Below are 12369 nucleotides of genomic sequence, written 5' to 3' on the forward strand. Positions count from 1 at the left end.
GTGTGCTCGCCGCGAGACCTGGCTCTGGTCAGCGAGTTCCGAAGTACACCGACTTCGCGGTGAAGTACGGTGCCAGTCCCTCCGGGCCGAGCTCGCGGCCCAGCCCCGACGACTTGACGCCGCCGAACGGCGCGTCCAGATCGAGGGCGTAATAGTTCACTCCGACTGTGCCGCTGTGAATCCGCGCCGCGAGGTCGAGGCCGTGCTGTTCGTCTGTGGTCCAGACCGTGCCGCCGAGTCCGTACTCCGAGTCGTTGGCGATGGCAACTGCCTCGTTCTCACCGTCGTACGCGGTGATGGTCAGCACCGGACCGAAGATCTCCTCCTGCGCGATGCGCGCGGAGTTGTCGACGTCGGCGAACACGGTCGGCTCGACGAACCACCCCAGCGGTTGGTCGGCAGGGACGCCGCCGCCGGTGGTGATGCGGTAGCCGTCGGCGCGGCCCGAAGCGATGTAGCCGAGGACGCGGTCGCGCTGCGCGGCCGAGACCAGCGGACCCACTTTGGTGGCCTTGTCGAGCGGATCACCGACGGTCAGTGCCCGCACGGTCTCGGTGACCGCGTCCACGACCTCGTCGTACCGCGAGCGCGGGGCGAGGATCCGGGTGCTCGCGTGGCAGGTCTGGCCGTTGTTGACCAGCGACACCTCGAGCAGGTTCTTCGCGAAGACGTCGAGATCGGCGTGCTCGGTGACGATCGCCGCGGACTTGCCGCCGAGCTCGAGCGTGACCGGCCGCAGCAGCCGACCGCAGACCGCCCCGATCGCGCGACCTGCCGCGGTGGACCCGGTGAACGCCACCTTGTCGACGCCCGGGTGCGAAACCAGGTAGGCACCGGCGTCGCGGTCGGCGGGGACGACGTTGACCACACCGTCGGGCAGGCCCGCCTCGAGCGCGGCGTCGGCGAAGGCGAACGCATCGAGTGCGGTCTCGGGGGCGGGCTTGAGCACCACCGTGCATCCCGCCGCGAGCGCGGGAGCGAGCTTCATCGCAGCGAGCGGCTGCGGGTAGTTCCACGGCGTGATTGCCGCGACCACGCCCACGGGCTCGCGGCGCACGACGGTGCGACCGCCGAATGCACTCGGCCGCACGTCCTCGTTGGACGCTTCGCGGATCAGACCTGCGTAGTACGAGAGCATCGCCGCGGGGCCGAAACCGTTCACACCGCCCGACAGCGCGATCGGCATGCCGTTCTCGCGGCTCACCAGCCGGGACGTGTCGCGACCACGTGACTTGAGGGCGGCCGCGAACGTGTCGAGCAGGTCGGCCCGTTCGACGTTGGACAGCCTGCTCCACGGACCCGTCAGGGCGGTACGCGCGGCCGCGACGGCCGCATCGATGTCGGCGTCGGACGCGAGAGCGGAGGTACCCAGCACCTTCTCGGTGGCCGCCTCGATGACGTCCACGCCGCCACCGGACTTCGGCGCTACCCACCGTCCGCCGATGAACAGCTCGCTCCGGTCCAGACTATTGGTGTCACGGTCGTTCATGTCGTGCCTTTCGGACGTGGCGGTCAGAGGGTGTCTTCGTGGCCGAACAGCACCGAGCTCACCAACGGCGCCATCGGGCCGCCGATGAACAGGGAGGTCTTCGCGCCCTCCACCGGGTTGGTCGAGGTGCCGCGGATCTGCCGGACCGCTTCGACCGCGAGGTTCAGACCGTTGATGAACGAATCGGCGAGGTTGCCGCCGCTGGTGTTGATGGGCAGTTTGCCGTTCGGCGCGGTGAGGTTCTCGACGGTCATGAAGGTGCCGGCAGCTTCCCCCGGCGGACAGAGGCCGTGATCGATCAGTGCCGCGACAGCAGGACCACTGAAGTTCTCGTAGACCTGGACCACGTCGACATCATCCGGTCCGAGACCGGCTGCAGACCAAAGCCTTTCGGCGACACCGGGTTTTCCGTTGTTGGCCGGGCCGAATCCGGCGGTCATGTACTGCTCGCCGAGATCGTTGTCGATCAGTTCCGAGTATCCGCCCGGTGCACCTTGCGCGCCTGCCAGTAGATACGCCGGGTCGGGACGCAAGGTCTTCGCCCGCTCGGCCGAGACGAGCACCAGCGCGACCGCACCGTCGCTTTCACGGGAGCAGTCGAACAGGTGGAACGGCTCTGCGATCAACCGCGAATCCTCGTAGGTCTCCTCGTCGAGTGGGCGTCCGTAACCCTGCGCCGTCGGGTTGCTCTGCGCGTGCTGGTACGACGCGAGGACCAGGGATCGCATGGCCGACCGCGGCACCCCGCCGTGCTCGAGCATCCGCTGGGTGCGCATCGCGCAGATCTGCGCGGGCGAGCCGATGCCGTGCGCGAGGAAGTGACTGCCGTAGTGGTACTTCGCGTATCCGAGCCGACCCGTATCCGCCTGCGTCATCGCGCGATAGACCACAACACACTCGGCTTGACCGGTGGCGATCGCAGTGGCCGCATTCGTGATGGCCGCTGCGACGCTGCCGCCGCCCCCACCCCACATCATGTTCGACCAACGCAGTTCGTCGATCAGCAGTGCGCCGCCGATGATGGCGCCGTCGTTGGCGCCGCCCGCGTAGGAGACGAAGCCGTCGATCTCGCGGGGGTTGATGCCCGCGTCGGCACACGCCCGGAGGATGACCTCGAGAGTCATGCGCTTCTCGCTGTGCGGGGCTTCGCCGCGCTTGTAATGCTGTTCGGCGACGCCGACGACGGCCGTCGCGCCGCGCATGATGTTGGCGCTCATCGCATTTCTCCCTCTACGATCGAATCGGCCCGGCGCCAACGCAGCAACGGCCAGGCGGCGCCCTCGGTCCGCTCGAAGACTCCGACGACCCGGTCGCCGATCTCGGGGTTCGCGTCGATGTCGTCTGCGAGAATGCCCAGCACCCGTCGGCCACCGGCGTGCGGCAGTTCGACGAGCACCGTCACGTACGGCAACCGCTCGGCATATTCGTCCATGTACGGGTACCAGCTGCGATTCCAGCTGTAGACGGTGCCGGCCGGCTCGACGGTTTCCCATCCGAGGTCGAAGCTGTGGCAGTGACCGCAAATGGCCTGCGGCCCCCAGATCCACGTGCGGCAATCGCTGCAGCGCTGAAGGCGCAGCTCACCGGCAAGGAGACCGTCCCAGTACGGCTGATCGAGTCCGTCCGGCGCGGGTCCCCAGGGTTCGGTCGCGAGTTCTGTTGCGGTCATGCGTTCGCCTCCGTTCCGGCGGGGAAGTTCTCGAGCTTCGCCGCGAGCCAGCGTCCGTCGTGGAGCTCCCAGATGGAGCGCAGCCCGATCGAACGGTCGCCCATGTCGTAGACGGTCTCGCCCACCATCCGGTCGCCCTCGGCGCGCACGTCCTTGATCTCGAAGCCTTTCGTGGCCTCGCGGGGGGTGTCGATTCCGTCGAAGACCTGCGGAATGTTCTCTCGCACCATGTCGGCGAGAGCGGCCTTCATGTTTCCGGCGACAACGTAGCCGACATGCTGTTCGTACAGTGCACGAAAGTCTTCGACAGACATCTGTGAACTCCTCGATTCGTGACACGAGCCTGTCGTGTCCGTCAGTGCAATAACCTTATGTCGTTAGATAAATGCCGTCAACGTCGCGCGAAGTGGAACTGCCCGTCCTCCGTGATCGAAACGTGCTGACCTGCAACATCGCCCTCCGTGAGGCGCGCGAGATCCTCGGCGTCCGTGGTCGCCGCGAGGGTTCGCTCCCCTGCGGCAGTGCGTGCCGCGAGGAAACCACGCTCCGGCGAACCGTCGCGGCCGTACACCACGGTCCACGACTCCGCCGACGCCGTGCCCGCGTAGGACATGAGCGCGGCGGTCGTGGGCTGCCCCGCCACCTCGGCCTGCACGTCCAGCCGCCGGAATCCTCCGGCGGGAGGTTCCGTCCGGTACACGCCCATGGCGTGCTTCGTGAGATAGCCGCTGTTGGCGGTCACCAGACCGTACGAACCCGGGGACTCACGCACCCGTTTCGCCATGGTCGCGATCGAATGGCTCACGTAGTTGTTCCACGGGCCACCCCCGAACGTCAGACCACCGGTCACGGTCAGCGGCCGACCCGGATCATCCAGCGCCAACCCCAGCTCGTTCGCCGCAACCTGTACCGCCGACGGAAAACACGAGTACACATCGACGTGCGCGACATCGTCCAGCCCGATACCCGCGAGCTCGAGAGCCCGCGCCCCCGCAATGCGAATCGCCGGTGACCCGTCGAGGGCACCCCGTTCGGCGATCGCATACGTATCGTGCGATTCGGTGCCGGACTGCGGAAAGACCCAGTTCTCCCGCGGGATACCGAGCCGGGCGGCCGTCTCGACCGAGCACATCAGCAGCACCGCGCCCTGATCGACCATGTTGTTCGAGTTCAGCAGCTTGGTGTAGGGCGTGGAGATCATCCGGTTCTCGGGCGACGGTGTCGCGATCTCCGCCGCGGTGTACTCCCGTTGCACCCACGCATTCGGGTTCGTTGCCGCGATCTTGCTGAACCGCGACCACAGGCCCCCGATGAACTCGCGGTGCTCCTCGAGGGAGCGTCCCGCCGAGACCCGCAGCGCCTGCTCGAACAGCGGATAGACGTACGAGGGCCGGTCCAGACCGATCCGGCGTTCGCTCTCGTCCGCCATCGGCACATCGGTGACCATGATCTCGGCGGCGGGCACCGACTCGTCCTGCACGCTCCACTCGGGTCGCTGCTTCTGCGCCCGCAGCTTCATGCGGGTCCGCCAGGATTCGGCGCCACCGATGAGCACGACGTCGGCGCGGCCAGCGGCGATGTCCTCGGCGGCACCGTTGACCAGCACCTGCGGCGTGCTCCCACCGTTTCCGGAGTAACCGGTGTGCCGTACGGTCGCGCCGATGCGCTCGCCGACGAGTGCGCCCGGGTCGCGGTAACGCCAGGACAGGAGCCCGACCACGCGGACGGAGTCGACCAGTTCGAGCAGGCGCGCGGACCCGGCATCGGCAGCGGCCTCGCGCGCCGCGCGCACCATGAGATCGACGGGCTCCACGCCGCCGCCGCGTTCGTCGACCTGGCCGGTGCCGACCAGGATCGGGGTTCTCGGATCGAGGGTCACGACTGCACTGCCTCCAGAATGCGCTCGCGGTTCTCCGGCTTCGGCCACCCACCGAGGATGAGGGTGGTCAGGCACGTGGACTTCCACTTGGTTTCGATCTCTTCGATGATCTTGTCCGCGGGACCGACCAGGGCGACGTCCTCGACCATCTCGGTGGGCACGGCCTGTGCGGCGAGCTCGGGCCGCCCGCTCAGGTACAGCTCCTGGATCTCGGCGCACACCTCGCCCCACCCCATGCGGGCGAACACGTCGTTGTGGAAGTTGGCACCCTTGGCCCCCATACCGCCGGCGTAGAGCGCGACCGTCGGCTTGAGCCGGGCGGCGGCCTTCTCCACGTCGTCGTTCTCGAGGAGCCAGCACACGTTCGCAACCTCGAAGTCATCGGCGGTGCGGCGCGCTCCCTCACGCGAAAAGCCTTCGGCGAGTGCCGTGCGGTAGAACTCGTCGCTCTTGGGCGAGAACCACAGCGGCGTCCAGCCGTCGGCGATCTCGGCGGCGAGCGCCACGTTCTTCGGGCCCTCGGCGCCCATGTAGACGGGGACGTCGTCACGCAGGGGGTGGACGATCGACTTGAGCGGCTTCCCCAGTCCGGAGCCGCCCTGGAGCGGCAGCTGGTAGTGCCGTCCCGAGTAGGTCACCGGCTCCTCACGCGCCCACACCTGCCGCATGATCTCGATGTACTCGCGGGTGCGTTCGAGAGGTCGCGGGTAGGGCTGCCCGTACCAGCCCTCGACGACCTGCGGCCCGGACGCGCCGATGCCGATGATCACGCGACCACCGCTGAGGTGATCGAGGGTCTGCGCGGCCATCGCCAGCGCCGTCGGTGTGCGCGCCGACATCTGGCACACCGACGTCCCCAGCTTGATCCTCGACGTCTGCGCACCCCACCACGCGAGAGGTGTCAGCGCGTCGGACCCGTAGGTCTCGGCGGTCCAGAAGCTGTCGACCCCGAGCGCTTCGGCCTCGGCGAGCATCCGTTCGACATTGCGCGGCGGGCCCGAACCCCAATACCCTGCGGCGATTCCAACTCTCATGCTGCTTTCACTGCCTCTTCGGTGTGTCGTCGGATCAATCGGTGCCGGTCAGTGATTCTGGAACGCCGGCGGCCGCTTCTCGAGGAACGAGACGACGGCTTCCTTGTGATCGCGCGTCAACGAGCTGAGGATCTGCGTACGGTTCTCGAGGTCGATTGCAGCGCGCATGCTGGGCGCCTCCAGGTTCGACCACATCACTTCCTTGGTCATCCAGACGCCGAACGGGCTGTTCTGCGCGATGGCCCCGGCGGTGTCCAGCGCGACGTCGAGCAGCTTGTCGGCGGGTTCGACGGACGAGACGAGCCCGATCCGTTCGGCTTCGGCGGCGTCGATGGACCTGCCGGTGAGCATGATCTGCGCAGCCCGGGAGAAGCCGATCATGCGGGGCAGGAGCCAGCTCATTCCGATGTCGCAGTTGGACAGGCCGCGGCGAATGAACGCGGCATGGAACACCGCGGATTCGGACACGATGCGTATGTCGGACATGAGGGCGAGCGACATTCCGCCGCCCGCCGCGGCCCCGTTGACGGCCGCGATGATCGGTGGCCGCGCACCGCGGAATGCATCGACGAGACCCGCGATGTGCTTCTGCACCCGCAGTCCGAGTTGCGCGCGACCCTCCCCCTCGGTCGCACCCTGCGGGATTCCGTATCCGCGCAGATCCAGACCTGCGCAGAAGGCACGTCCTTCACCGGTGAGCACAATCGCGCGGGTGGTCGAATCGTCCCGCACCTCGGCGAGCACCTCGTGCAGCGCGTCGATGAGGTCGACGTTCATGGCATTGAGCTCGTCCGGGCGATTGAGGCGAATCAGGAGAATGCCCGGCCGCGGCCGCTCGGTCAGGATCGGTGTCGCATCGGACATATGGCTCTCCCCAGGGACGAAGGATTCGACAGAAGAAGACTAATGGCTTTAGATTAAAGCTCGAGGAACCGGCGAGCACAACCGAAGGAGTCCACCATGACGAACCTCGACGGCAAGGTTGCCGTGGTGACGGGAGCCGCGAGCGGAATCGGCGCAGCCACTGCTCACGTGTTCGTCGAGCGCGGGGCGCGTGTGATCGTCGCGGATATCGACGACGCTCGCGGGGAGACCGTTGCTGCCGCCCTCGGTCCCCGCGGTGCCTACCTGCACACCGATGTACGCACCGAATCCGAGGTCGAGGCCGCCGTCGCGCTGGCGGTCGACCGGTTCGGACGGCTCGACTGCATGGTCAACAACGCGGGCCGCGTCGGTGCCTGGACATTCCTCGAGGACACCTCCCTCGAGGAATGGGAAGACGGGTTCGCCGTGCTCGCACGCAGCGTGTTCCTCGGAACCAAGCATGCCGCGCGCGTGATGCGCGACCAGGGCTCCGGCAGCATCGTCAACGTCTCGAGCGTCGCGGGCGTGCGCACCGGATTCGGACCGCATCCCTACAGCGCCGCGAAGGCCGCCGTGCTCCAACTGACCCGGACCGCGGCCGTGGAGCTGGCCGAATTCCGGATCCGCGTCAATGCACTGATCCCCGGAGGAGTCGCCACCCGCATCGTCGGCCACGGTGCGGGACTCGAGGACGAAGCACTCGACCGCAGCGTCGACGCCGTACGGGGCAGCCTGACGACGTTCCAGCCCATCCCGCGAGCCGGCGAACCCGAGGACCTTGCGCACGCCGCGGCGTTCCTCGCCTCGGACGACTCCGAGTTCGTCACGGGCCAGGCCCTCGGAGTCGACGGGGGACTGACCCTGGGCAAGAAGTGGCCGTCCAACTATCGGGACGAGGCGCAGGCGGCATCGACTCGCGCAGCCGCCGTGGGCGGCATCGACTTGCGCAGCCGCCGTGGGCGGTTGACCAGGTGACGACGCGCCGGGTCCACACGTTCTGCCGCATCTGCGAACCGGGGTGCGGTCTCGTCGCAGACGTCCGGGACGACCAGGTAGTCTCACTGCAGCCGGACAAGGATCACCCGATCCACCAGGGATTCGCCTGCCACAAGGGTGTGCACTTCCTCCAGGTCCACGACGATCCGAACCGCCTCGACCGCCCGCTCAAGCGCACGAATCCTCGCCACGAGGAGGTCGGCGACTTCGTACCGATCGACTGGGACGATGCGGTACGCGAGATCGCCGACAAGCTCGGGGACATCCGCCGGCGGTACGGGCGCAACGCGCTCGCCGTCTACCAAGGCAACCCGTCGGCGTTCAACGGCACCTACTACGCCAACGCGGCGGCACTCGCGCGTGGTTTCGACACCAGGATGCGTTTCAGCGCCGGCACCCAGGATACCTCTGCAAAATACGCTGCAAGCGAGGCGATCTACGGGGCGTCGATGGCGCATCCGATCCCGGATCTGCTGCACACCGACTATTTCCTGTGTCTCGGCAGCAACCCCCTCGTCTCGCACATGACCCTCATGCACATCTCGAACCCGATGGCCAAGATCAAGGCGGTCAAGCAGCGCGGAGGGACCGTCCTGTTCGTCAACCCGCGGCGGATCGAGTCGTCGGGACCGGACACCGGTGACGTGCTGCTGATCAAACCCGATTCCGACTTCTACTTCCTCGCGGCGATCCTGCACGAGATCGTGTTCCGGATCGGGTACGACCGCACCGCGGTGGAGAAGCATGCACGCAACATCGACGGGCTGCTCGATTTCCTCCGGGCGTATCCCGTCGAGCGAGTAACGGCGGCGACCGGCATCGAGGCCGACGTCATCAGGAAGGTCGCCGAGGACTTCTGCACCGCCCCCACCGCCAGCATCTACATGGCGACCGGCGTGAACCAGGGACGCCAGGGCACGCTGGCGTACTGGATGCTCAACATGATCAGTCTCTTCACCGGCAACCTCGGCCGCCGAGGCGGCAACATCTACTCCCGCGGCATGACCGACGTCGTGCAGAATTCGAAGCGCAAGCGCGAGAATCCGTTCTTCCATAACAGCGTGGGCGAGGTCCGCACTGTCAGTGGGGATCTGCCCGCAGCAATGCTGTCGGAGTACATCGAGACTCGGGATGATCCGATCAGAGCGTTGATCGTCATCTCCGGTAACCCGCTGTTGTCGGTAGGCGGAGAAGAGCGCCTGCGCCGCGCCCTGAAAGACCTGGAACTGATCGTGACGATCGACCTGTACCGCACGGTCACCGGCGAGATGGCGGATTACGTTCTCCCCGCCACGGATTGGCTCGAACACGAGGACCTCAACTTCCTGAACACGATGGGCGTCGCGATGGAGCCCTACGTGCAGTACACCCCCGCGGTGGTACCGCCGAGGGGCGACCGGCGCGACGACTGGTGGATCCTGTCACGAATCCAGCAGGAGATGGGCGTGGAGACGCTGCTCGACAGTCCCGATCCCGACCCCCTCGCCAACGCGGATGCCGCCATGCGCGACTCGGGCCTGAGTATCGAGCGGCTGAAGGAAATGCCTTGCCAGACCGCGGTGTTGCCCGAGGCGGACCCGTCGCACGTGTTCACCATCGCAGTGCAGCACGACGACGGCCTGATCGACTGCTGCCCGGCAGTTTTCCGGCGCGCATACCGCACCGCCGAGGACATTCTCGAGGAGTTGTCCACCGAGAGTGCCGACCAGCTCAAGCTCATCACACGCCGCACCCTGTACATGGTGAACAGCTGGCTGCACAACCTTCCGGTACTGAAACAAGGAGTGCACCAGAATAATCCCCTGTGGATGAACCCGGCCGACGCGGAGCGGCGCGGACTGGTCGCCGGTGACGACGTCACCGTCCACAACCGTTACGGGTCGGTCGACGCGGTACTGGCATACGACGAGGCCCTCAAGCCGGGCGTAGTCGCGATGACACACGGATGGGGTCAGAGCTCCGCTCGCAGCCTCGAGGTGGCGCGGCGCCAGCCCGGTGCGAACGTGAACAGACTCTCCCCCATCGGGAAAGACGGATACGACGTCCTCAGCAATCAGTCGCACCTCACCGGCATCAACGTCGATGTCACACGGCGCGGGCACAACGGACCCCGATAGACAAATCTAATGCCTATAGCTTAATGTGGTTTCCGTCACTGCATCATTCGGGCAGATCGCCCATCACTCACATCGAGGTTTCGCATGACCGAACGTACGACCGCGGCTGCAGGCCCTCCCCCGAACACGACCTCCGGGCCCTCCCGCGCGGACTCACGACGCGCAAGCCGTGCCGCCTTCGTAGGAACCCTGCTCGAGTACTACGACTTCAGCCTCTACGCCTCGGCGGCGTCGATTGTCTTCGCCAGCGTGTTCTTCACCGGCTCGAGCCCGTTCCTGGGAACACTACAGGCGGTCGCCACGTTCGCGGTCGGCTTCCTCGTCCGCCCGGTAGGTGGCGTGATTCTCGGCAGCCTCGGTGACCGCATCGGACGCAAGAAGATCCTGGTCTTCACGATGCTGCTGATGGGAGGGGCAACCCTCCTCGTCGGGCTTCTGCCCAGTTACGCGCAGATCGGATGGGCTGCACCGGCTCTGCTGGTCTTCCTGCGCATTCTCCAGGGTATCGGGGCCAGCGGTGAGTACGGCGGTGCCGCCCTCGTCGCCGTCGAGTTCGCACCCGAGAAGAAGCGTGGGTTGCTCGGCTCCCTCCCCGGCATGGGCGCGGCACTCGGTGGCGTGCTCGGAACCTTGTCGCTCCTCCTGGTGTCCGCCCTGATGTCCCAAGAGGCCTTCCTCGCGTGGGGCTGGCGCATTCCGTTCCTGCTCAGCGTCGTGATCCTCGCCTACGGCCTGTGGCTCCGTCGTGCCCTGCCCGAGACGCCCGCGTTCCGCGAGATCAAGGAATCCGACGCCCTGTCGAAGAGTCCCATTCTCGATGTGATCCGACAGCAGCCGCGCGCCCTTCTGACCGTCCTTGTGATGACCATCGGACAGACCGGTATCGGCTACTTCTACATCGTGTTCATGGGCACCTTCGGCACCAACCAGCTCGGTTTCGGTAGAACCGAAGTACTGGTCGGTCTGATCGCTGCGCAACTCACGAATACCGTTCTGATCCCGCTCTTCGGAGCACTGTCGGATCGTGTCGGACGACAGCCTGTGATCATGTTCGGCTTCCTCTACAGCGCCGTATTCGCGTGGGTGGGCATTTCACTCCTGTCGGGGGCAGCAACTCCTCCGTTGCTGTACTGGGTGGTCATGGCACTGGGCAACGGGGTCGGAGTCGCCGCCATCTTCGGTCCGATGGGCGCGTACGTCATCGAGTTGTTCCACACGCAGCACGCCTACAGTGGCCTCGGTCTCGGTCGTGAGGCCGGCAACGCGCTCGGCGCGGCAATCGTCCCGGTCATCGCAGTCGCCTTGGCGTTCGACGACACGACGGTGTGGCTCAGCCTCCTGGTCTGCGTCGTCTCGCTGCTCGGTTTCGCAGCAACCGTCCTGTCCCGTACCCGGTCGTCGTCCGTCCTGAAGCAGGACGACGACCGAGCCCCGGTGTCGGTGTAACACCTACCCAACACCGTGCGCGTTTCTGGTAGCGAGAGCTACCAGAAACGCGCACGGGTGCAGGGGGCACGCAACAACGATGCGACCCGTGCCGATCGAATCGGCACGGGTCGCATCGTGGTCGCATCTCAGACGCCGACCGGACCACCCCGCCACACACCGATCTCCTCACCGGAGACGTCGGCGGCGTTGTCGCTCACCAGGAACGACACCGTCGAGGCGATCGACTCGGGCGGAATCGACGGCCAGTGCCTGGTCAGGGCCTCCACGCCGGCTTCGCCTCCCGACGACACGATGTCCGTGGCGACGAAGCCGGGCATCACAGAGTTGACCGTGATGCCGCGACGGGCCACCTCCACCGCCATCGTCTTGGTCATGGCTACGAGACCGGCCTTGGCTGCGGAATAGGCACTCATGCCGGGCGACGGCCGGCGCCCGCCCGACGGGCTGTTCACGAACACCACACGGCCCCAACCTGCGTCGTACATTGCGGGCAATGCGAAGTGTGTACAGTAGAACGCGCCGTTGAGATTGACCGCGATGACTTCGTCGAACTCGTCGGGGGACTGCTTACGGGCCGCACCGGCCTTGTTCATGCCCGCATTGTTGACGAGCACGGTGGGAGCACCCAGTCGGGCCGTCGTGTCGGCGATGAGCCGTTCCGCGTCGGCGGCTTTCGAGATGTCGGCCCGGATTGCCACGGCCTGTCCGCCGTCCGCGACGATCTTCGCGACTACGTCCTCGGCATCGCGCGCACTACGTGAATAGTTGACCGCGACGGCGAATCCATCGGCGGCGAGCCGCTGCGAGATGGCCGCGCCGATGCCGCGCCCCCCGCCGGTAACGACAGCAACTTTCTGCGGGTTCACCACTGG

General features: G+C 66.6%; 11 protein-coding genes. 3 read left to right on the forward strand and 8 right to left on the reverse strand.

Features of this window, described 5'->3' with window-relative positions:
* Positions 1–28: 28 nt before the first annotated feature.
* The 7 genes from JYA75_RS26365 to JYA75_RS26395 all read right to left on the reverse strand — a co-directional run bounded on the left by JYA75_RS26365 (position 29) and on the right by JYA75_RS26395 (position 6935).
* Positions 29–1489 carry an aldehyde dehydrogenase gene (locus tag JYA75_RS26365; RefSeq protein ID WP_185713815.1) on the reverse strand — a complete coding sequence of 487 codons (1461 nt, stop codon included), beginning with the start codon at positions 1487–1489 and terminating at the stop codon, positions 29–31.
* A gap of 23 nt (positions 1490–1512) precedes the next feature.
* Positions 1513–2706 carry a hypothetical protein gene (locus JYA75_RS26370; protein WP_006936315.1) on the reverse strand — a complete coding sequence of 398 codons (1194 nt, stop codon included), beginning with the start codon at positions 2704–2706 and terminating at the stop codon, positions 1513–1515.
* Entirely contained in the window at positions 2703–3158 is a 456-nt protein-coding gene (locus JYA75_RS26375; protein WP_006936317.1) for a zinc ribbon domain-containing protein, read from the reverse strand. The genes JYA75_RS26370 and JYA75_RS26375 overlap by 4 nt, the downstream gene beginning before the upstream one ends.
* Positions 3155–3472, reverse strand: a complete 318-nt coding sequence (locus JYA75_RS26380; RefSeq protein ID WP_029541620.1) for a hypothetical protein — start codon at positions 3470–3472, stop codon at positions 3155–3157. The genes JYA75_RS26375 and JYA75_RS26380 overlap by 4 nt, the downstream gene beginning before the upstream one ends.
* Positions 3473–3549: 77 nt before the next feature.
* Complete coding sequence (locus JYA75_RS26385) at positions 3550–5037, reverse strand: acetyl-CoA acetyltransferase (RefSeq protein WP_006936321.1); 1488 nt, start codon at positions 5035–5037, stop codon at positions 3550–3552.
* On the reverse strand, positions 5034–6071 hold the full coding sequence (locus JYA75_RS26390; protein WP_050034664.1) for an LLM class F420-dependent oxidoreductase: 1038 nt from the start codon (positions 6069–6071) through the stop codon (positions 5034–5036). The genes JYA75_RS26385 and JYA75_RS26390 overlap by 4 nt, the downstream gene beginning before the upstream one ends.
* Positions 6072–6119: 48 nt before the next feature.
* A complete protein-coding gene (locus tag JYA75_RS26395; protein ID WP_006936325.1) occupies positions 6120–6935 on the reverse strand; it encodes an enoyl-CoA hydratase-related protein in 816 nt (271 codons plus the stop codon).
* 96 nt (positions 6936–7031) lie between these two features.
* On the opposite strand from JYA75_RS26395, the gene JYA75_RS26400 reads away from it, so the two are divergent.
* The 3 genes from JYA75_RS26400 (at position 7032) to JYA75_RS26410 (ending at position 11494) form a co-directional block, all read left to right on the forward strand.
* Positions 7032–7910: a glucose 1-dehydrogenase gene (locus JYA75_RS26400; RefSeq protein ID WP_050034663.1), complete on the forward strand. Its 879-nt coding sequence runs from the start codon at positions 7032–7034 to the stop codon at positions 7908–7910.
* Positions 7907–10048: a molybdopterin-dependent oxidoreductase gene (locus JYA75_RS26405; protein WP_102799947.1), complete on the forward strand. Its 2142-nt coding sequence runs from the start codon at positions 7907–7909 to the stop codon at positions 10046–10048. Before JYA75_RS26400 ends, JYA75_RS26405 begins: the two co-directional genes overlap by 4 nt.
* Positions 10049–10132: 84 nt before the next feature.
* A complete protein-coding gene (locus tag JYA75_RS26410; protein WP_029541610.1) occupies positions 10133–11494 on the forward strand; it encodes an MFS transporter in 1362 nt (453 codons plus the stop codon).
* A 128-nt stretch (positions 11495–11622) separates the two neighbouring features.
* On the opposite strand, the gene JYA75_RS26415 is transcribed toward JYA75_RS26410, so the two are convergent.
* Positions 11623–12366, reverse strand: a complete 744-nt coding sequence (locus JYA75_RS26415; protein WP_006936333.1) for an SDR family NAD(P)-dependent oxidoreductase — start codon at positions 12364–12366, stop codon at positions 11623–11625.
* Positions 12367–12369: the final 3 nt, after the last annotated feature.

The organism is Rhodococcus sp. PSBB066 (genome assembly GCF_017068255.1).
Classification (GTDB): Bacteria; Actinomycetota; Actinomycetes; order Mycobacteriales; family Mycobacteriaceae; genus Rhodococcus; species Rhodococcus aetherivorans.